Annotated in this window: 22 protein-coding genes, 1 tRNA gene and 2 pseudogenes; 17 read left to right on the top strand and 8 right to left on the bottom strand. The window is 65.1% G+C overall.

The genetic code is table 11. The features are described 5' to 3' along the window. Positions 1-304: 304 nt before the first annotated feature. Positions 305-1,447 carry a branched-chain amino acid ABC transporter substrate-binding protein gene (locus tag WS49_RS22565; RefSeq protein WP_059533457.1) on the top strand — a complete coding sequence of 381 codons (1,143 nt, stop codon included), beginning with the start codon at positions 305-307 and terminating at the stop codon, positions 1,445-1,447. 101 nt (positions 1,448-1,548) lie between these two features. Here WS49_RS22565 and WS49_RS22560 read toward each other — a convergent pair whose 3' ends face one another. Further along, positions 1,549-2,763 carry an MFS transporter gene (locus WS49_RS22560; protein ID WP_059533454.1) on the bottom strand — a complete coding sequence of 405 codons (1,215 nt, stop codon included), beginning with the start codon at positions 2,761-2,763 and terminating at the stop codon, positions 1,549-1,551. A 274-nt stretch (positions 2,764-3,037) separates the two neighbouring features. On the opposite strand from WS49_RS22560, the gene WS49_RS22555 reads away from it, so the two are divergent. The 3 genes from WS49_RS22555 (at position 3,038) to WS49_RS22545 (ending at position 5,739) form a co-directional block, all read left to right on the top strand. Further along, on the top strand, positions 3,038-3,697 hold the full coding sequence (locus tag WS49_RS22555; protein ID WP_059533452.1) for a HugZ family pyridoxamine 5'-phosphate oxidase: 660 nt from the start codon (positions 3,038-3,040) through the stop codon (positions 3,695-3,697). Positions 3,698-4,052: 355 nt separating this feature from the next. Further along, positions 4,053-4,346, top strand: a complete 294-nt coding sequence (locus WS49_RS22550; protein WP_006491875.1) for an H-NS histone family protein — start codon at positions 4,053-4,055, stop codon at positions 4,344-4,346. Positions 4,347-4,581: 235 nt separating this feature from the next. Then, a complete protein-coding gene (locus WS49_RS22545; protein WP_059533450.1) occupies positions 4,582-5,739 on the top strand; it encodes a cation diffusion facilitator family transporter in 1,158 nt (385 codons plus the stop codon). A gap of 27 nt (positions 5,740-5,766) precedes the next feature. On the opposite strand, the gene WS49_RS22540 is transcribed toward WS49_RS22545, so the two are convergent. From WS49_RS22540 to WS49_RS22530, 3 genes are all read right to left on the bottom strand, one after another. Next, complete coding sequence (locus WS49_RS22540; RefSeq protein WP_006477376.1) at positions 5,767-6,237, bottom strand: Lrp/AsnC family transcriptional regulator; 471 nt, start codon at positions 6,235-6,237, stop codon at positions 5,767-5,769. 79 nt (positions 6,238-6,316) lie between these two features. Next, positions 6,317-6,976, bottom strand: coding sequence for a hypothetical protein (locus tag WS49_RS22535; RefSeq protein ID WP_059452651.1), 660 nt, complete (start codon positions 6,974-6,976; stop codon positions 6,317-6,319). Beyond that, on the bottom strand, positions 6,973-7,617 hold the full coding sequence (locus tag WS49_RS22530; protein WP_059533448.1) for an MBL fold metallo-hydrolase: 645 nt from the start codon (positions 7,615-7,617) through the stop codon (positions 6,973-6,975). The genes WS49_RS22535 and WS49_RS22530 overlap by 4 nt, the downstream gene beginning before the upstream one ends. Positions 7,618-8,278: 661 nt before the next feature. Between WS49_RS22530 and WS49_RS22525 the strand changes: the two genes are divergently transcribed. After that, positions 8,279-8,890: a septal ring lytic transglycosylase RlpA family protein gene (locus WS49_RS22525; protein WP_059533446.1), complete on the top strand. Its 612-nt coding sequence runs from the start codon at positions 8,279-8,281 to the stop codon at positions 8,888-8,890. Between the two features lie 95 nt (positions 8,891-8,985). Here the strand turns inward: WS49_RS22525 and rsmI are convergent, their stop codons facing one another. After that, positions 8,986-9,864, bottom strand: a complete 879-nt coding sequence (rsmI, locus tag WS49_RS22520) for a 16S rRNA (cytidine(1402)-2'-O)-methyltransferase (protein WP_059533444.1) — start codon at positions 9,862-9,864, stop codon at positions 8,986-8,988. 46 nt (positions 9,865-9,910) lie between these two features. Here rsmI and WS49_RS22515 point away from each other — a divergent pair, with 46 nt between their 5' ends. The 11 genes and pseudogenes from WS49_RS22515 to WS49_RS22465 all read left to right on the top strand — a co-directional run bounded on the left by WS49_RS22515 (position 9,911) and on the right by WS49_RS22465 (position 16,066). Further along, positions 9,911-10,339 carry a YraN family protein gene (locus tag WS49_RS22515; RefSeq protein ID WP_179949280.1) on the top strand — a complete coding sequence of 143 codons (429 nt, stop codon included), beginning with the start codon at positions 9,911-9,913 and terminating at the stop codon, positions 10,337-10,339. 128 nt (positions 10,340-10,467) lie between these two features. Further along, positions 10,468-11,052: an SIS domain-containing protein gene (locus tag WS49_RS22510; RefSeq protein WP_059533440.1), complete on the top strand. Its 585-nt coding sequence runs from the start codon at positions 10,468-10,470 to the stop codon at positions 11,050-11,052. A gap of 17 nt (positions 11,053-11,069) precedes the next feature. Next, entirely contained in the window at positions 11,070-11,867 is a 798-nt protein-coding gene (locus tag WS49_RS22505) for a BON domain-containing protein (protein WP_059533438.1), read from the top strand. Next, positions 11,864-12,223 (top strand): c-type cytochrome, encoded by a 360-nt coding sequence (locus tag WS49_RS22500; protein WP_059533436.1) that lies wholly within the window; start codon positions 11,864-11,866, stop codon positions 12,221-12,223. The genes WS49_RS22505 and WS49_RS22500 overlap by 4 nt, the downstream gene beginning before the upstream one ends. 66 nt (positions 12,224-12,289) lie before the next feature. Then, positions 12,290-12,365 (top strand) — tRNA-Ala (locus WS49_RS22495). A gap of 164 nt (positions 12,366-12,529) precedes the next feature. After that, positions 12,530-13,012, top strand: a pseudogene (locus tag WS49_RS36545) (Arm DNA-binding domain-containing protein). A gap of 230 nt (positions 13,013-13,242) precedes the next feature. Continuing rightward, positions 13,243-13,908, top strand: a complete 666-nt coding sequence (locus WS49_RS22485; protein ID WP_257127753.1) for a hypothetical protein — start codon at positions 13,243-13,245, stop codon at positions 13,906-13,908. A gap of 105 nt (positions 13,909-14,013) precedes the next feature. Next, positions 14,014-14,553 (top strand): PAAR domain-containing protein, encoded by a 540-nt coding sequence (locus WS49_RS22480; protein ID WP_059533434.1) that lies wholly within the window; start codon positions 14,014-14,016, stop codon positions 14,551-14,553. Further along, the gene (locus WS49_RS22475) at positions 14,553-15,368 is read left to right on the top strand and encodes a hypothetical protein (RefSeq protein ID WP_059533432.1); all 816 of its coding nucleotides are present in this window, start codon (positions 14,553-14,555) and stop codon (positions 15,366-15,368) included. The genes WS49_RS22480 and WS49_RS22475 overlap by 1 nt, the downstream gene beginning before the upstream one ends. Next, positions 15,365-15,718 (top strand): hypothetical protein, encoded by a 354-nt coding sequence (locus WS49_RS22470; protein WP_059533430.1) that lies wholly within the window; start codon positions 15,365-15,367, stop codon positions 15,716-15,718. Before WS49_RS22475 ends, WS49_RS22470 begins: the two co-directional genes overlap by 4 nt. A 3-nt stretch (positions 15,719-15,721) precedes the next feature. Continuing rightward, on the top strand, positions 15,722-16,066 hold the full coding sequence (locus WS49_RS22465; RefSeq protein ID WP_059533427.1) for a hypothetical protein: 345 nt from the start codon (positions 15,722-15,724) through the stop codon (positions 16,064-16,066). Between the two features lie 146 nt (positions 16,067-16,212). On the opposite strand, the pseudogene WS49_RS36155 reads toward WS49_RS22465, so the two are convergent. Next, a pseudogene (locus WS49_RS36155) lies at positions 16,213-16,407 on the bottom strand (hypothetical protein); the annotation flags it as partial. Positions 16,408-16,473: 66 nt separating this feature from the next. Between WS49_RS36155 and WS49_RS22460 the strand changes: the two are divergent. Continuing rightward, entirely contained in the window at positions 16,474-16,791 is a 318-nt protein-coding gene (locus WS49_RS22460; protein WP_059533425.1) for a hypothetical protein, read from the top strand. Positions 16,792-17,041: 250 nt separating this feature from the next. On the opposite strand, the gene WS49_RS22455 is transcribed toward WS49_RS22460, so the two are convergent. Beyond that, entirely contained in the window at positions 17,042-18,439 is a 1,398-nt protein-coding gene (locus tag WS49_RS22455) for an enolase C-terminal domain-like protein (protein ID WP_059533423.1), read from the bottom strand. Positions 18,440-18,501: 62 nt separating this feature from the next. Further along, positions 18,502-19,842, bottom strand: a complete 1,341-nt coding sequence (locus WS49_RS22450; protein ID WP_059533422.1) for an MFS transporter — start codon at positions 19,840-19,842, stop codon at positions 18,502-18,504. Positions 19,843-19,984 lie beyond the last annotated feature (142 nt).

The following is a 19,984-nucleotide window of genomic DNA, read 5'->3' as shown; positions in this document are numbered from 1 at the left end:
CGGCCGTCCGAGATTAGCGGAAACCCTTATCCGGTGGGGCTCGCGGCGATATTCGAGCATTCATTCCAAAGCGCCCATATCGGTAGTGTTACCACTACCCCAAAAAAGTCCCACAAATTAATTTGATCACCTACACTTGCGCGCAAGTACGGGCGGGCGGCCGCTACAAGCGGCTGTTTCCCTACGTGCTTGAGGCCAAGTGCATGAACGATGCAACCGGCGAATCGTCCAGTGAATGCAAACACAGGGATGGCAGCGGGGCACCGGGCGATGGCGTTTATTGGGACCGAAACTGGAGACTTACATGAATATCAAGATGCAAAAGCTGTTGCCGATCACCGCAGCGGCGATGCTGTGCGCTGCAGCTGCAAGCAACGCGGCCGCCGATCAAGTCGTCAAGATCGGCCACGTCGCGCCCTTGACGGGCGGTATTGCACACCTGGGCAAGGACAACGAAAACGGCGCGCGTCTCGCAGTCGAGGAGATCAACGCCAAGGGTCTCACGGTCGGCGGCCAGAAGATCACGCTGCAGCTCGACCCGCAGGATGACGCGGCCGACCCGCGCCAGGCCACGCAGGTTGCGCAGAAGCTCGTCGACGACAAGGTCGTCGCGGTGGTCGGCCACCTGAACTCGGGCACGTCGATCCCGGCTTCGAAGATCTACAGCGATGCGGGCATCGTGCAGATCTCGCCGTCGGCGACCAACCCGGCTTACACGCAGCAAGGCTTCAAGACCACGTATCGCGTGGTGGCGACCGATGCGCAGCAGGGCCCGGCACTCGCGAACTACGCGCACTCGAAGGGCATCAAGAGCGTCGCGGTGGTCGACGATTCGACCGCATACGGCCAGGGTCTCGCGAACGAGTTCGAGAAGAAGGCGAAGGCGCTCGGCCTGAAGGTGATGTCGCACGACGCGACGAACGACAAGGCGGTCGACTTCCGCGCGATTCTGACCAAGATCAAGGGCGAGAATCCGGACGCGATCATGTACGGCGGCATGGACGCCACCGGCGGCCCGTTCGCGAAACAGGCGAAGCAGCTCGGCCTGCGCGCGAAGATCTTCGCGGGCGACGGCGTGTGCACGGAAAAGCTGGCCGACCTGGCCGGCGACGCGACCGACAACGTCGTGTGCTCGGAAGCCGGTGCTTCGCTCGAGAAGATGGCGGGCGGCGGGGCGTTCAAGGCGAAGTACGAGAAGCGCTTCGGCCAGCCGATCCAGATCTACGCACCGTTCACGTACGACGCCGTGTACATCATCGTCGATGCGATGAAGCGTTCGAACTCGACGGATCCGGCGAAGATTCTCGCGGCGATGCCGGCGACGAACTACTCGGGCGTGATCGGCACGACGACCTTCGACTCGAAGGGCGACCTGCAGCACGGCGTGATCTCGCTGTACAACTACAAGAACGGCAAGAAGTCGCTGCTTGACGAAGTGAAGATGTAAGCTGAAAAGCGGCCGACAGAAGGGGTAAAGGCGCGCCTGCGGCAACGCAGGCGCGCTTTCTTTTTGGCGAATCTGCAGCGGGTGGCGGGCCCGCCGCGCGGTCAGATCTTCAGGTGCGCGAGCACCTTCGGCGCGACGGCCGCGACGAGCGCCGCGCACAGCGCGACGACCGACAGGCCGACGGTCAGATTCACGGCCTGCGCGACCGCGCCGATCACGACCGGACCGAACAGCAGTCCGAAATACGCGAGCCCCGCCACGTGCGCGAGCCCTTCGGCCGCGTGGATGCCTTTCACGCGCGCGGCGGCGGCGAACAGCACGGGCATCATGTTCGCGAGGCCGAGGCCCATCAGCGTGAAGCCCGTCAGCACGGCGATCGGGTTCGGCAGCAGCAAAGCGCCGATCATCCCGGCGCACGCAAGCGATGCGCTCGCGAACACGAGCTGCGGCGCGCCGAAACGCGCGCGCACCGCGTCGCCCGCGAATCGCGCGATCGCCATCCCGCCGGAGAACGCGGCATAGGCCGCGCTCGCGAGCGCGGGACTCGCCGCGACGACGTCGCGCATGTAGACCGTCGCCCAGTCGTACATCGCACCTTCGGCGATCAGCGCGATCAGCGCGATGCCGCCCAGCATCCACAGCGCGGGCGAGCGCCAGCGGTTGCCGCCGCCGTGCGCGTGCTCGTGATGCGGCACGTGCGGCAGCACGGCCGGGCTCGCGACGAGCAGCACCGCCGCGCCGACGGCCGCCGCGAGCGCGAGATGCACGGCCGGCGCCATGCCGGCCGACAGCAGCGCGCCGCCGGCCGCCGCCCCCGACATCCCGCCGATGCTGAACATCCCGTGCAGCGACGACATGATCGGCTTGCCGAGCGCGATCTCGACCGCGCTCGCCTCCGCGTTCATCGCGACGTCGAGCGTCGCCATCGAGAAGCCGAACAGCGCGAGCACGACGAGCAGCATCCAGTAATCGGGCACGACGAGGATCAGCGCCGCGCATGCGGACATCACGAGCCCGCCCGCGAGGCACGCGGTGCGCGAGCCGACGCGCGCGATCCAGCGCGCGATCGTCAGCATCGCGGCGATCGAGCCGCCCGCGACCGCGAACAGCGCGATCGACAGCAGCCCCGGGCTCAACGCGAACTTGTCGCGCACGGTCGGCACGTGCACGCCCCACGACGCGTACATCATGCCGGCGATGAAGAAGAGAGCCATCGTGGCCGTGCGTGCACGCTGGCGGACCGGCAAGGCCAGCAGGCGATGCGCGTCGGGCGGCGCGGCGAAGTCGGACGAGGATCGGGAGGAGGTTTCGGACACGGAGCGCTCTTGAATGGACGATGCGCGGGCGCGTCGCGCCCGTCGGATGGGTCCGATTCTATCGAACCGCTTACGGTCTTGCCGGCGCGCTGGCCGTTCGGCCGATCACGCTTCGGCGCGCGCCGCTTGCGCGGGCCGCGTTGGCCATTCGGCGGATGCCCGGCGGGACGCCGCCGCGAGTAACATCGGTGCGCAGGCGGCGTGCCCGAAGCGTTCCAGTGCGGCGCGTCATCGCCACCGTTGCCGCCCAGGCTTTTCGACCGCAGGAGTCACCGTGAACATCGATCCCGCCCTTGCCCTGCACCTGCTGCACCGCTGCGCGCTCGGCACGCTCGCGACCCACGCGCGCGACCCGCAAGGCTTTCCTTATCCGACGGTCGTGCCGTTCGCGCCCGATGCACGTCATCGCCCGGTGATTCTCGTGAGCGGCCTTGCCGAACACACGCGCAACCTCACCGCGGATCCGCGCGCGGGCTTCCTCGTCGTCGACGCGCCGGACGGCGACGTGCTGAACGCCGAGCGCGCAACGCTGCTCGGTCGCTTCGTGCCGCTCGGCGACGATCCGCATGTCGCCGCGCGCTACACGCGCTACGAGCCCGATGCCGGACGCTACCTCGCGCTCGGCGACTTCACGTTCTGGGCGCTCGACATCGAGCGGCTGCGCTACATCGGCGGATTCGGCCGGATGGGCTGGGTGGACGGCACCGGCCTCGATGCGCTGCCGCCGCTCGGGTTCGACGACGAACGGGCGTTGTGGGATGCGTACGACTCGAGCGATGCGCGCCGCGACGGGCTCGACCTGCTCGGCGTCGATCGCCACGGCGCCGACTGGCGCTGCGACGGCCGCCGCGTGCGCACGCCCTTCGATTCGGTGCCGGGCGACGCCGGTGCGTTGCGCGAACGGTTGATTGCCTGCGCGCGGGATGTGACGTGACGCCGCGGATACGGAGATGTCTGAATAGCGCATCGCGCCGTACGATTTTCCCGAACTTGTCGTCGGATGAAAGCTTTGATTTTTCCGCATGCAGGGTAATTGCGTATATTGATAGGCCGATTACCCGATGAGTAATGTCCTAATCTCTATGCAAGCGCGTGAAAACTTGAGAAAAGGCCGCAGCCGGTCAAAATGACATGTGTAAATTACAATTGATCTCGGGATTTTCATGAATCTCGCTTCTATCAAATCTTTTTTGTGCTAATCTCTGCCTTCGAAAATCCGAGGCACAAATATTCCATGAATGGTGAGCCGGCTGCAGACCGGTGCCATTGGTCATATAGAAAGGGAAACTATGTCTTCTTACAAGGACCTGCTGGCCCAGCGGGAGAAGCTGGAGAAGCAAATCGAAGAAGCGAAGTCGCGCGAATACGCCGAAGTGCTGAATGACGTGAAGCAGAAAATTGCCGACTACGGCTTTTCGCTCGCCGAACTTGGCCTCAGCCGCGCGAAGGCAGGCAAGGTCGGTCGCCCGCGCGCAGGCGTGGCAGCCAAATACCGCGATCCGGAAACGGGCGCGACGTGGTCGGGCCGCGGCAAGCCGCCGCGCTGGATCGCCGGCAAGAACCGCGAACAGTTTGCGATTTAAACGATCGTTTAAGTCGACGTCTCAAAAAGAGCCGCGCATCCGCCAGGAGCGCGGCTTTTTGCATTCTGGAATCGGAATGTATGCGCGTTGTCATGAAAATGTCAGAAACGGGCGTGAATGAAAATGCAACCCGTTCGCATAAGCGGTTGATTTGAATGGAAAATTTCATGTTAACGGAATGCCGCGCGCACTTCGTTTGATAGAATTCCGTATCCCAACCGATATCTCGTATTTCATGTCCACGTTTTCCGACGACGCGCAAAGCGCAGATAAGCACGCGGTCGCGCGCAAGAGCACCCTCGTCAGTATTGTGCTGAATGTGGTGCTTGCGACGTTTCAGATCGTCGTCGGCGTGGTTGCGCATTCGCAGGCATTGATTGCCGATGGCATCCATTCGATTTCCGATTTGATCTCGGATTTTGTCGTGCTGGTTGCGAATCGCCATAGTGGTGCATCGCCGGATGCCGATCACAATTACGGACACAGCCGTTATGAGACCGTCGCGTCGCTGTTTCTCGGCGCGATCCTGATCGCGGTCGGCATCGGCATGCTCTGGCGCGCCGGCGATCGTCTCGTCAATCTCGAAAACATCCCGGCCGTCCATTTTTCCGCGTTGATCGTCGCGCTGACCGTGCTCGTGTCGAAAGAGGCGCTGTTCCGCTACATGCTGCGCGAGGCACGGCGCGTGCGTTCGGCGATGCTCGTCGCGAACGCGTGGCATGCGCGCTCGGACGCCGCTTCGTCGCTCGTCGTGGCGATCGGCATCGTCGGCAGTCTCGCCGGCGTGCGGCTGCTCGACCCGATCGCTGCGGCGATCGTCGGTTTCATGGTCGCGCGCATGGGCTGGACGTTCGGCTACGACGCGCTTCAGGACCTGTCGGATCGCGCACTCGACACCGCCGACACGGCCGAGATCCGCGCGCTGCTCGAGGCGACGCCGGGTGTGCGCGACGTGCACGACCTGCGCACGCGCAAGATGGGCGATGCGGCGCTCGTCGATGCGCACATCCTCGTCGATCCGATGATCTCCGTCTCCGAAGGCCATTACATCGCGGAAACCGCGCGTGCGCGCGTGCTGCGCGACCCGCGCGTGCTCGACGCGCTGATCCACGTCGACCCGGAGAACGACACGGCGCGCCGTCCGGCGCTCGCGCTGCCGCCGCGTGCCGAGATCACGGCGCGGCTCGAGGCCGCGCTCGCGCAACGCGGGCTGCATCCGGCCGCGATCAATCTGCACTACTTGAGTACGGGGCTCGAGATCGACGTGACGCTGGACGCCGGCGCGGGCGATACCGACGCGGCGCTGGCCGGCCGGCTCGACGTCGACGCGTTGAAGCGGCAGTTCGGCGCGCGCCGGATCGGCTTCACGCGCGGGCTGCCCGCGCAGGCCTGAGCGGCGCGGGCGACCGCGGGCAGCGCGTTACAGCGGCAGTTGCGTGTCGAACTTGATTTCGCGCAGCACGACGCTCGTGCGCACCTGCGACACGGCCGGGATCTTGAAGATCCGTTCGTGCAGGAAGACGTCGTAGGCCTTGATGTCGGGGGCGACGATCTTGAGGATGTAATCGGCCTCGCCCGTCGTGCTGTAGCACTCGGTGACTTCCGGGCAGGTCGCGATCTCGCGCTCGAACTGCTCGACGCCGCCTTCGTTGTGACGGGTCAGGTGCACGTGCGCGAGCGCGCACACGTGCAGGCCGAGCTTCTCGCGATCGAGCAGCGCGGTGTAGCGCTGGATCACGCCGGACTGTTCCATGTCCTTGATGCGGCGCCAGCACGGCGTGCTCGACAGGCCGACCTGGTCGGAGATTTCCTGCACGGAACGGCGCGCGTCGAGCTGCAACAGGCGAAGGATTTTTTGCGAAAAGGAATCGAGCGTCACCTGCGCCTCCATGCGGCAGCTACAACACGCTGAATGTTAGAGGGCCGGGAAAGGAAAGGCAATCTGGCGGCGCGTCGCTGAGCGAGATTCGCTAATTTGCACGCGGATCCGTGGGATTTTGTCCCGCCCCCGCCTGTTCCGACCGATCGGTGTCGCCCACCGCGAGCCCCGCGAGCGCGGCCTGCTGGCGGCGCAGGTCGGCGAGCATGTTGCAGAACAGCGCGCCTTGCTCGATCGCGTCGTCGAGCGCGACATGCGTGTGCGGATGATCGTCGAACCAGTGCTTCGGAAAGCGCGGCTTGATCGCCTTGCGGTACGGCAGGCCCGTCATCGCGAACGCGAGCGTCTTGATGTCGAGCGCCGACCACGAGAACGGGCAGCGTCCGGCGAAGCGCATCATGTACCAGAACATGAACGTGAAATCGAAGCCGGCCGGCATCGCGACGAACACCGGCTTGCCGGGCAGCGCCTCGACCCACTCGACGTACGCGACGAGCGCGGCCTCCGGCGCCTGCAGGTCGCGCCGGCACGCGGCCCACGCTTCCGGTTCCGTCTTCCACCACGCTTCCTGCACCGGATGGGCCTGCGCGCCGGGCAGCGTCTCGAGGTTCGCCGAGAACGTCGCGATCAGCTGCTTGTCCTCGGTATAGGCGGCCGACGCGAAGCTCAGCATCGAGTGCGGGCCGGGAATCGGGCCGTCGGCCTCGACGTCGGTGCTGACGTAGATTTCGGGGATGGCGGTCTGGTTCATCCGAACACCTTGTCGGACACGAACGGATTCGTGCGGCGCTCGTCGCCGAAGGTCGAGACCGGGCCGTGGCCCGGCACGAACGTCACGTCGTCGCCGAGCGGCCACAGCTTCTCCTTGATCGACCGCACGAGGTCCGCGTGGTTGCCGCGCGGGAAATCGGTGCGGCCGATCGAGCCGGCGAACAACACGTCGCCGACGATCGCGACACGATGCGCGCGGCTGAAGAACACGACGTGGCCGGGCGTGTGGCCGGGGCAGTGATAGACCTCGAGCGTCTCGTCGCCGAACTGCACGGTGTCGCCGTCGTTCAGCCACTGGTCCGGCTCGAACGCCTCGGCGGCCGGGAAGCCGAAGCGCTGGCTCTGCATCGGCAGTTGCTCGATCCAGAAGCGCTCGTCTTCCTGCGGTCCCACGATCGGCACGCCGTAGTGCGTCGCGAGCGCCTTCGCGCCCGCGCAGTGATCGACGTGGCCGTGCGTGAGCAGCACCTTCTCGACCTGCACGTTCTGCCGCGCGATCTCCTGTTCGATCCGTTCGATGTCGCCGCCCGGATCGACGACGGCGGCGCGGCCGGTCTTTTCGCAGACGAGCAGCGAGCAGTTCTGCTGGAACGGCGTGACCGGAATGAGCGTGACTTTCATGGAGGCACCGGCGGCTAAAAGGAGCGATTGTACCGGTCGCGCGCGCTGCCCGCCGCCTTTGCGGCGCGGCGTCGGACGCGCTGCTCAGGGCAATCCCGGAGCATTCCGATTGTTACAGCCATAGTGAGAATCAATGGTCCGGACGGGGCGCTTTTCGAGCCGGGGTTTTGGTTTATGTATAATGCCGCCCATTGCGCGTGAATTTCACGCAATTCGCTGGTGTTTCGGCCCCGTTAAAAAAGGGGTGTCGGATCACCGTCAAGCATCGACCGCCGGGGGAGTCCGGCGGTGTATCCAGCACCGAGCATTCGGTGCTCACGTCTTGTCCGGCCGGGTGCTGCGCGCCCGTTCTGCGGCCCTGCTGCCGCGCCGCCGGATGAGGCCTGTGCCGCCGTTCCTGTGCGTTGGCTGTATGCAGCGCGCGCGAACGTGAAGCCATGTTCGATGGCGGCATGTGGGGTCTGGTCAGGCTGCCGGGGACAGGTTGCGCCAGACGTGAAAACTAATCAGGACGGTTGCGGCAGAGACGAAAGCCGCGCCCATGCTAGCCGCCTGCTCGCGTAGCCGAGCGGGGCGTGCACGCATTTGCCGTCCGGGCCGCGTATCTGCGTTGTTGAGCAGCGTTGTATCGGTGCGGCCCGAACCAGAAGGCGACACGTCGATGAACTTTCGTTTTCCGACTCGATTCGGGACCATTGCATTATTTTTTGCGCTGACGGGCTGTGCGGTGCCACCCAGCCAGACCACCGGCAGCGCCAACCAGAAGAACGCGGTCAGCAAGACGGCCGCTGCCGCGAAAGCGGATGACGACAAGCAGCAACTGAATTTCGATTCCGCGCTGGCATCGATGCCGGCTGCCGACAGCAAGGACGCGAAGAAGTCGTCGCTGGCGGACGCCGAGCCGATCGACGGCAAGGACGTGTCCGACTTCCGCCAGACGGGCCGGGCATCGTGGTATGGCCGGGATTTCCACGGCCGCCGCACCGCGAACGGCGAGCGTTTCAACATGAACGCGCTGACCGCCGCGCACCGCACGCTGCCGCTGTCGTCGTACATCAAGGTGACGAATCCGTCGAGCGGCAAGTGGGTCGTCGTGAAGGTCAACGATCGCGGGCCGTACAAGCGTGGCCGCGTGCTCGACCTGTCGTACGCCGCCGCCAAGATGATCGGCCTCGTGCATGCCGGCACGGGCCGTGTGAAGATCGAAGGGCTGTCGCCGCAGGAAGCGCGCGAGGCGCGCGACGAAATGTTCGCGTCGCTGTCGTCGAAGTAACGCGGCGGTTCGTCCGCTCATGCAAAAGGGCTGCCCTCGGGCAGCCCTTTTTCGTTTCCGCGTGCCGAGCGGCGGATGCCACCCGCGCTCGCGCGTCAGCCTTCCTTCAGCGCCAGGGCGCGCGCATACAGCGCGTTGCGCGATGCGCCCGTCAGCGCGGCCGCGAGCTTCGCCGCGCTCTTCACCGGCACTTCTTCCAGCAGCAGCTTCAGCAGCGCGTCGTGCGCGGTGTCGTCGGCTTCGCCGACGTCGGCCGGCGCGCCTTCGACGACCAGGACGAACTCGCCGCGCTGGCGGTTCGCATCGCCGGCGAGCCAGCTCTGTCCTTCGGCCAGGGTGCCCTGGAACAACTGCTCGTGTAGCTTGGTGAGCTCGCGTGCGATCAGCAGCCGGCGCGCCGGGCCGAACGCGTCGGCGAGGGCGGCGACGGTGTCCGCGATCCGGTGCGGCGCTTCGTAGAACACCAGCGCGTACGGGTGCCGCACGAGCGCCTGCAGCGCGCTCGCACGCTGCTTCGGCTTCGGCGGCAGGAAGCCCGCGAACGTGAACGCGCCGGCCCAGTCGCCGGCCACGCTCAGCGCGGTCACGGCCGCGCTCGCGCCCGGCAGCGGAATCACCGGGAAGCCGGCCGCGCGCACGGCGTCGACGAGCCGGGCACCGGGGTCGGAAATGCCGGGCGTGCCGGCGTCCGACACGTACGCGACGCGTTCGCCGGCGCGCAGCAGCTCGATCACGCGCAGCGCGGCTTCGCGCTCGTTGTGCTCGTGCACGGCGACGAGCGGTTTCGAGATGCCGTAGCGGGCCAGCAGCTGGCCCGTGTTGCGGGTGTCTTCGGCCGCGATGCGGTCGGCGAGGCCGAGCACGTGCAGCGCGCGCAGCGTGATGTCGGCGGTGTTGCCGATCGGCGTCGCGACCACGTAGAGCGCGGCGTCCGGGTAGTGCTGCGTTTGCGCGAGTTCAAGGAGGGCAGTCATGGCAGGCAATGCGCGCAATCGCGGCGCAAGCGGAACAAGGACGGCATTGTGCCACGCGGCGCCGGCCGCGCCGGGCAACGAGCGCGGTTTGCCGACCGGCGGCGGCGACTTTTCCGGCACGGCGCGATCCAGATCGATCGGCGCGACGTTCGAGCAGCGCGCGCGGCAGTTCCTGGAACGTCGCGGTCTCGCGTTCGTCGCGGCCAACGTGACGATGCGCGGCGGCGAGCTCGACCTCGTGATGCGCACGCCCGACGGCACGCTCGTGTTCGTCGAGGTGCGCGCGCGGCGCAGCGCCCGGCATGGCGGCGCGGCGGCGAGCGTCGGCTTGCGCAAGCGGCGGCGTCTGGTCGCGGCCGCGCTCCATTTCTGGGCGCGGCACGGCGCGGGTGCTGCATGCCGTTTCGACGTCGTCGCGTTCGAGGCCGGTCGGCTCGAGTGGCTGCGCGATGCATTTCGTGCCGACGATGCATAGCCGCGAGCTGTGACGAGATGTAAAGAGTTCTTGTCATACCGCCGGAGAGGGTGCCGGAGTGCGGTAAACTCGCCGCACCCATGACGTTGCGCGCTGCGTGCCATGCGCGCCCAGTTCACCAGGAATCGATGTCAGTCGAACGTATTCAGCAACATTTCCGCGACAGCGCCGCGCTTCACGCCGAAGCGGCCGATGCGCTGTCGCTGCCGATCGCAGCCGCGGTCGACGCGATGTTCGCCGCGCTGGCGAACGGCAACAAGATCGTCGCATGCGGGGATGGCCCGTCGGCCGCCGCAGCGCATTACCTCGCCGTGTCGCTCGTCGGCGGCTTCGAGCGCGATCGTCCGGGCCTGCCCGCGATCGCGCTGGCCACCGATGCATCGCAGGGCGGTCTCACGGGGGCAGCCGCCGCCGATCAGCTGTTCGCGCAGCAGGTGCGCGTGCTCGGGCAGACCGGCGACATCCTGCTGGTGCTCGACGCGAGCGGCGCGTCGCCGCGCGTGCTGGCCGCGATCGACGAGGCGCACGAGCGCGAGATGACCGTCGTCGCGCTGACGGGCGGCGACGGCCATGCCGTGGCCGCCGCGCTGTCCGACACCGATATTCCGATCAGCGTGCCCGCCTCGCGTGCGGCGCGCGTCCACGAAGTCCATCTGCTGACCATCCACTGCCTGTGCGACGGCATCGACGCGATGCTGCTGGGTGAGGATTGAACGAAGGAGAGCCGTCGATGAATCAAAGCCGCGTCAAACAGACGCTCGTCAGAACCACGTTGCTCGCCGCGCTGACGGCGGGCCTCGCGATGTCGCTGCAGGGCTGCGTGCTCGGCGTGCTTGGGGCGGCGGCGGGCGGCGGCGCGCTGATCGCGACCGATCGCCGCACGCTCGGCGCGCAGACCGAGGATCGCGAGATCCAGGTCAAGTCGCTCTCGCAGATCAACAACGGGCTGCCGGACCAGTCGCACGTGAACGTGACGGTGTTCAACCGTCGCGTGCTGCTGACGGGCGAAGTGCCGAACAACGCGTCGAAGCAGCGCGCCGAGGAAATCGTGCGCGGCATCAACAACGTGAACGGCATCGTCAACGAGCTGTCGGTCGAGCCGTCGTCGTCGCTGTCGTCGCGCGCGAACGACTCGTACCTCGAAGGGCGCGTGAAGTCCGAGCTGATCGCGACGAAGGGGCTGTCGGCGAACTACTACAAGGTCGTCAGCGAGCGCGGCAACGTCTATCTGATGGGGCTCGTGACGGTCGACGAAGGCAATCGCGGCGCCGATGCGGCCAGCCAGGTGCCGGGCGTCGAGAAGGTCGTGAAGGTGTTCCAGTACATCCAGCCGCAGGACGCGCAGGCGTTGCAAGCCGCGTCGCCGAGCGGGGCGTCCGGCGCCCAACCCGCCGCCGCGCCCGCGGATGCCGCGACGGTCGGTGCGGTGCCCGATGCGTCGGTCCAGTCCACGCCGCTGCAACCGCCGGCGCCGATCTCGAATTCGTCGAGCGTGCACCCGGGCAATCCGAAGGCAACGCCGCAATGAAGTCGACGCAGATGAAGTTCAGGCAATGGATGGTGCAGGGCGCCGCAGCCGCGGCGCTCGCGGCCGGTGTGCTCGGCACGGCGCAGGCGGACGTCGGCGACGGCCTCAAGGTCGCGCGCGGCAACGCGTGCATGGGCTGCCACGCGGTGGACCGCAAGCTCGTCGGTCCGTCGTTCAAGGACATCGCCGCCCGCTACAAGTCCGATCCGCAAGCCGTCGCGAAGTTGTCGAAGAAGGTGAAGGACGGCGGCTCCGGCGTCTGGGGCGCGATTCCGATGCCGGCGCATCCGCGCATGAGCGACGCGGATCTGCGCTCCGTGGTCGAATGGGTGCTGGCGGGCGCGCCGTCAAAGTAACGCGCCGGGGGTGACGGATCCCCTATTGCCAAGCGTGGAAATGCGTGTGTATGATGGTCGACTGTTGGGGCGGTAGCTCAGCTGGGAGAGCGTCGCGTTCGCAATGCGAAGGTCGGGAGTTCGATCCTCCTCCGCTCCACCACATTCAAGTCTGGAGACATCCAGCGAAGGCCGGAAAGTCCTTGTCCCACAAGGCTTCCGGCCTTTTTTGCGTCTAGGGTCGTCCAACGACGTCCATTGAAATCTGGGCGCTTTCCGGGGCAGCATAAGGGGCATCGGTTCATTTCCCCACCCGAGGATGCCCCCATGCCCCTCACCGACCTCGCCGTCAAGAACGCCAAGCCGACCGGGAAGACCTACCGCCTGTGGGATGGGGCCGGCCTTTACCTTGAGATTACCCCGACAGGGTCGAAGCTCTGGCGCCTGAAGTAGCGGTTCGACGGCAAGGAGAAACGGCTATCGTTCGGCAAGTACCCGTATGTCGCTCTGAAGGACGCGCGTGCCAAGCGCGACGATGCCCGCAAGCTGCTGGCCAAAATCTGCGTCGCGAACCGTATAGCTCGGTGCGTGGGGCGTGGCCGGCGAAATTTCTCAGGCGACGGGGAAATGAACCAGAAACGTGGGGGCTTCGGCGCCGCCGCACCTGCACTCGGCACAGTAATTGGCACCTGGGGGTGCCTCACACCTGCCGGTGTGCCCCGTTCGTGGCTCCGCCCAAAGGGCACAGTCCGGCGTGGGCGCCGGTCTGCGACTCCGGCCGATAGGCCTCCGTCGCCCTCCGGATGCTGACCGTCCTGGCGGACGTCGAAGCGACGCTCGACATTGCTCTGAACGCTCCCGTGTGGCGCGGTTGAGGGGCGGCGTTGCGCTTCCGGGACGGCGCGTACTCATCGGTACGGCGCCATCGTGAAAATGTGTCAATTCGCTGGCTAAGCAGCCGCTACATGCAGTCACCCGATGGACAAACACATTCTTCTGACCTAATAATTTGCGTGGCGATAATGACGTAGAGAGACGTCTTGATAACACGAACAGCACAAAGCGATTTTTCGCCCGGGCAGGTATTTTTCCCTGAGCCATCCCTGTATCTGGTGGCGAACTATGAGCCTCGCCCGGACAATCCGAATTGGGTCAACGTGCTGTGCGAACGGCACGATGGGGGCGACGCAATCTGCGCATACCTCTCGCCGGTGGATGCCATGCTCGACGCAATCTTCGCCTCGAAGCAAGGCAAGCGCTACTACGCAATTCCCGCTAGCGGATTCGTTCCGACGACATTCATTGACGACAACAACGGTCGTCTTGCGCTCGACGTGCACCTGGGCTGGCCGGCGCGGAACGGCCAGTTGATTGCCCGGCACAACGGCAAGCCCGTCTCCTGCGCTTCGCATCACGAGATGCAGGTTCCACCCGAGCACGCTCATCACATCGCGTTCAGACTTGAACAGGGCACCCTGACAGTTCTCGACGAGCTATATATGAGCGCCGGCCTGTTTGCGTATCGAGAGACGTTCAACACGATGATGGGCTGGCCTGAAACGCGCCGCAACCGAGCCGTTACGGCGGCCGTGCAAAAGATGGGCGGCCTCGCGCCGGCGGAGAGCGAGTACAACCAGGTGGCGCTCTACGACGCTGAGTTCGAGCAGTGGCATTTTGTATCCCCCGCGCCACTGGCAAAGCTTTGACTCGACGACTGAAGTTGTTGGTTTCCCCGCAAGAACGGATTTGCGGGACGCCAGGATGGTTCTACGGCCACTAGCCTGTTCAACGTTTTTAAAGGTATCACCAGCATGAGGCGCAGCTACTTGATGGTGGGCGACAAGTCGTCTGCCAACGGAACGGTGATTGAAGGGGTGCCTATGACGACCCATCACGGCACCGAACCGACCTTTCTCGGTGCGCAGGTGACTTGTCCGGCCTGCAAATCCGTCGGCCGTATTGTCCCGACGGGGCCACGCTGGCCGGGTTCAATGATGGGGAAGGAGCCAGCGCTGGAAGGTGACATTTGCGCCTGTAAATGCGACCCGCCCCCGGTGATGATTGCCTCTCAAACCGACATGTACATGACCTTCGAGAGCAATCATTTGGCCGACCTCGGTTTTACGCCAAGCGGCGAGCTGATTGAGCACGCGTTCAAGACGCACGACCAGCACTTTCGGATTATCAACAGCGACGGGGAACCAGTGGAAGGGTTGCCTTATATGCTCAAGAGCGCGGATGGAAAAACCGTGCAAGGCATTACATCAGCGAACGGGAAAACCGAACTCATCTCGGCTGACCAAGCGCATGATGTCCAGTTCTTTCTTCACTTGGCGGGGGGGAGTGAGTAATGCAACTGGCCAACGCGCTGATGACCCCCAAGGACGAACGTAAGGCCGTCACGGTTCAACACAAAATCTACTGGATTCACCGGCATGAATGGAATGCCCAGTGGATAGCTCAATACCATGCTGCAGCACCCGCACTGGCCAAGGAAATACAGGCTCGAAAGGTCGATATGTCGAAGCTGGAGAGCGAACCCATCGACGGGTCACCTACCGGTGGAAATGACACGAACCGATTTACCTGTGAGGATTTCGCCTTCGAAATTCTCATTGAGTTTGCCTCCCGCAACAAGTTGCCCTTGAAAATCAAGACCGGCTCCGCAGTCTTTAAAAACATCGACATGGACTATCAGTCCGGAAACAAGACGGCTCCGCCGACACCGGCTGGATTTGCTCTTGATGTCGCTTATGCCAGCGGCGCGCCCGACGTGCTGAAAAACTCGCTCCCTGTAGCGGACAGTGACCTGTTGCCAGGCGACCTCTTCGTCGAATTTAACGGCGGGCATATCCAGGTCGTAACCGGCGCGGGGCCAGGACGGATAGAAATCATGCAGGGCAACTTCCCTGGACCGGGCGAGACACCCCGCCGAAAGTGGACAAGCTACCTGGAACTCGGTCCCTGGATTCGCGCGACGAATACTGGCAACCGGGAAAGCTCGAACTACCTGGGCTCTCCTGTTCAGAATGCCGTGTATGAGCAGCGCAATGGCAAGTGGATGTATCAGCGTCTCTACGGCGACTATCGAGACTGGGACGCCGATGTCTGGGGAAGCATGAACAAGCACGTGCGCTGGAACTTCGCCGAGTTCAACAACCTATGAAACTGAGACTCACCGTTGCTATGCTTGCGGCGCTCGTGCTGTGCTACGTCGCAGCTGGCGTCCCTTCCATCGGCTTGCTCCTCAGGCCTTCCGTAATAGGAGAGGGCCTCGCATTGAAGCCAATCACCTATCATTGGGCTAACCGACTGGACCGCGCGATACCGGAAGCGGAATTGCTGGCGAGCCGTTTTTATGTCTTGGTGTTGGCGGCCATCAGCTTGGCAGCGAGTGGATTGGTGTTCCGAGGCGCGCGCACCGGCAAGAGCTTCGCATTTGTGCTTGGGTGGTCCGTTGCATTGCTCGTCATCCTGCTCTACGCGCAAACTCAAGCTTTCTATACGGTCGGCTAACTTATGAAGAAGCGGACGCAAATCGTGCTGGCGACAGCGGCATCCATCCTCTCCCTGGTAGGCATGGTCTTCAGCGTTGGTGCGCTGCTTTCCCTCAGGAGCGTCGACCAACTCCATCACCTGCTGAGCTACGATTACCTCAGCTTTGTGGATGGTCAGACTGCCGGCGGTCTGGCGACTGACTTCTTCACGGGTATCGCGTTGGTGCTCATCGGGAGCATTCTGTTCACCAAAACCCAGCGGGCTAGTGACGTAGGCAAGGCGGTAGCCAGCTTCCTGCTCCTGTTCATTGCATTTACTCTCATCTACGCCTGCCTGAACCCTCGCATCGGTGTTCGGCCGTATTGAAGGTTCTGATACGGAGTTCGCCAAGCATACGGACTACGCTGAACGCACCCGTCGACACGCTTTAACACATCGTTGGAGCCCGCGAGCGTGACCGCTGGCCGGTCGGTGTATAGTGCCGGGCTGACGGGCGTGGTCATTGAAACGTCTTAACGACGGGTTTGTTGTCGTTCCCGACGACGGGGGCGGTTATCTCCGGCCATCATTTGTACGACCGACGGGTTGGCCTGCGAAAGATGCTCGATTTCTGCTTGGTAGCCGTATAGCCGGTGGAGCGCCAGGGCGATGGCGCATGACCGTGAATAGCCGCCCTCGCAGTGAACGACTACCGACAACACCTCCATCATTGAGTCGCGCCCGTCTGGTAAGCCTAGCGAGCCCTTGGCCTCAATCAGGTGCGTGTCGTTTGGATGATTCAGCATCTCATCGAGTTTTTCGACTGGCAGCTTCGCACCGAAGTGACGGCCTGGCTGCTTCGTATTCGGGTTCGCAACCGCCCAATCCTCTGCTACGACAACGACGTGGACCTGCGACTACTCGAAAGCCTGACTGGGAGCCTTCCGAAAGGGTGGCAGCAGGAGAACATCTGGACTAGGCTGAAGTCAGCAGGACTGGCCGCGTTTTTTGCCGAACACGGCCATCAGCATCATGCGCTGTGGGACGCCCGCGCAAATCTGGCCTGCTTCTCGTCAAAAACGAGTAGTGGAGCCGTGCAGATTCGACGATAACGGGTGAAGTGACGGCGCTCCCCGGCAGCGCTGTTTCAGTTTCTGCGGTCGGACTTTCAGGCCGGATTTGCAGCGACGCCGGCTTCGGGGCAAATTCCGGGACGCGCGGAAACGCCGCGGCGAAAAATTCAGCCCATTCTTTTGGTGTTTTTACTACAGTTCAGTGGCCCTCGGCTCCACCAACGGAATTCGAAGGGCTCGGTCGCCAGACCGAGCCCTTTTTGTTTTTCGTGTGTCCGTTCCGCCGCCGTCATCCGCGCCCGAAACTCGGCCGCTTCGGATCGTACGTCCACCCCGGCACCAGATACCGCATCGCCATCGCATCGTCGCGCGCCGTGCCGCCGACTTGCCCGTACAGCGCATGAGCCGCCTCGACCTGCGCCATGTCGAGTTCGATCCCGAGCCCTGGGCGCTCGGGCACGGCCACCTGGCCGCCGACGATCTCGAGCGGCTCGCGCGTGAGCCGCGCGTCGCCTTCCTGCCAGATCCAGTGCGTGTCGATCGCGGTGATCGTGCCGGGCGCCGCCGCGGCCGCATGCGTGAACATCGCCAGCGACACGTCGAAGTGGTTGTTCGAGTGCGAACCCCACGTGAGCCCCCAGTCGCGGCACAGTTGCGCGAGCCGCACCGAACCCTGCATCGTCCAGAAGTGCGGATCGGCGAGCGGAATGTCGACCGCCTGCAGCCGCACCGCGTGATCCATCTGCCGCCAGTCCGTCGCGATCATGTTGGTCGCGGTCGGGATGCCGGTCGCGCGGCGGAATTCGGCCATCACCTCGCGGCCCGAGTAGCCGGCTTCCGGCCCGCACGGGTCCTCCGCATATGCGAGCAGATGACCTTGCCCGCGGCATAGCGCGACGGCTTCGTCGAGCGACCACGCGCCGTTCGGGTCGAGCGTCGCGCGCGCGTCGGGAAAGCGCGCCTTGATCGCCGCGATCGCTTCCATCTCGTCCGCGCCGGCCATCACGCCGCCCTTCAGCTTGAAATCGACGAAGCCGTAGCGCTCGACCGCGGCCTCGGCCTGCCGCGCGATCGCAGCCGGCGTGAGCGCGGCTTCGTTGCGCAGCCGGAACCACGGATCGGCCGCGTGCATCTCGTCGCGATACGGCAGGTCGGTGCGGCGCCGTTCGCCGATGTAGAACAGGTACGCGAGCATCGGCACCGCGTCGCGCTGCTGGCCTTCGCCGAGCAGCGCCGCGACGGGCACGTCGAGATGCTGGCCGAGCAGGTCCAGCAGCGCGGCCTCGATCGCGGTGATCACGTTGTCGAACCGCAGGTTGATCTCGTGCGGCTGGCGCAGCACGGCGGCCTCGCCGGCCGACGTCACCTCGTGCCGGATCGTGCGTCCTGCCGCCGCACCGGTGCCGGACAACGCCGCGCGCACCGCATTGAGCGTCGCCTGGTAACGCCCGATCGACTGGCCGACCACGAGATCGGTCATCCGTTCGAGCGCCTGGCGGATGCCTTCGCCGCCGGGCACTTCGCCGACGCCCGTGTGGCCGCTGCTGTCGTCGAGGATCACGAGGTTGCGCGTGAAATACGGCGCGTGCGCGCCGCACAGGTTCAGCAGCATGCTGTCGCGGCCGGCGACGGGGATCACCTGCATGCGCGTGACGCGCGGGGTGCCGGCACGGCGGGATTCGGACATCGGTTCGCTCCTGGTTCCGGTCATGCGCGGGCCGCCGGACGCGCCGGCGCGGCCCGCGCCATTCAGTTCAGCTCGACGCGACGAATTTCGCCGACGACGAACAGGTAGCAGATCACGGCGACGAGCGCGTGCGCGACGACGTACACCAGCGCGCCGTTGAACGAGCCGCTGCGATCGACGATGTAGCCGATCGCGATCGGCGTCGTGATGCTGGAAAGATTGCCGCACGTGTTGAGCAGCGCGCCGCTCAGGCCGGCGATCTGGCGCGGCGCGGTATCGGCGTTGACGGCCCAGCCGAGCGCGCCGAGCCCCTTGCCGAAGAACGACAGCGCCATGAACAGCACGACGAGCACGTGCGAATCGGTGTAGTTGCAGACGATCATCGACATCGACAGCAGCATGCCGATCACGATCGGCACCTTGCGCGCGACCGACAGCGACTGGCCCTGCTTGAGCAGCGCGTCGGACACGATGCCGCCGAGAATCCCGCCGAGGAACCCGCACACGGCCGGGATCGACGCGACGAGCCCCGCGTTGAGGATCGACATCCCGCGCGCCTGCACGAGATAGACGGGAAACCACGTGATGAAGAAGTAGGTGAGGGCGTTGATGCAATACTGCGCGACGTACACGCCGACGAGCATCCGGTTCCTCAGCAGCGCCTTCACGTGACGCATCGACGGGCCGCCGTCGCGCGCGCCGGTCGCCTGGTCGATGTTGACGAGCGCACCGCCTTCGGTGAGGTAGTCGAGCTCCGCGCCGTTGATGCGCGGGTGCGCCTTCGGGTCGTACATCGTGCGGTTCCACACCAGCACGAATGCGAAGCCGAGCACGCCCATCACCGCGAACACCGACTGCCAGCCGTACGCGTGCACGAGCCAGCCCATCAGCGGCGCGAACACGACGGTCGCCGCGTATTGCGCGGCGTTGAAGATCGCCGACGCGGTGCCGCGTTCCGCGGCCGGAAACCACGTGGACACGATCCGGCTGTTGGCCGGGAACGACGGCGCCTCGGCCGCGCCGACCAGGAAGCGCAATCCGAACAGCAGCGCGAACGCGGCCGCACCGCCGACGAAGCCGATGCCGCCCTGAAGCAGCGTGAACAGCGACCAGAAGAAGATGCTGAACGCATAGACGATGCGCGACCCGAAGCGGTCGAGCAGCCAGCCGCCCGGCAGTTGCGCGATCACGTACGACCAGCCGAACGCCGAGAAGATGAAGCCCATCTGCACATGGCTCAGATGCATCGCGCGGGCCAGCGCCGGGCCCGCGATCGCGATCGCCGCGCGATCCGCGTAGTTGATCGTCGTGACCGCGAACAGCACGGTCAGCACGAGCCAGCGCACGCGCGTGCGCCGGGTCGTTGCCGACGCGGACGCCGGCAATGCGTGAAGCGGATTCATGACTGTCTCCTCCGAAGGGCGGAAGGTGCCGTCGAGCGGCTGCGCGTCGGTGCGCGCGTTTTTTCGTGGTCATCTTGCCGGCCGGAGGCCGGACGCCGATGCGCGGAGGCGGGCGTCCGGGTCATTCTGGCATGGCGAAAAT

The organism is Burkholderia sp. RF7-non_BP4 (assembly GCF_001521935.1).
GTDB lineage: Bacteria > Pseudomonadota > Gammaproteobacteria > Burkholderiales > Burkholderiaceae > Burkholderia > Burkholderia diffusa.
The sequence above is the reverse complement of the archived record's forward strand: the minus strand, read 5'-3'. Positions and strand labels throughout refer to the sequence as shown.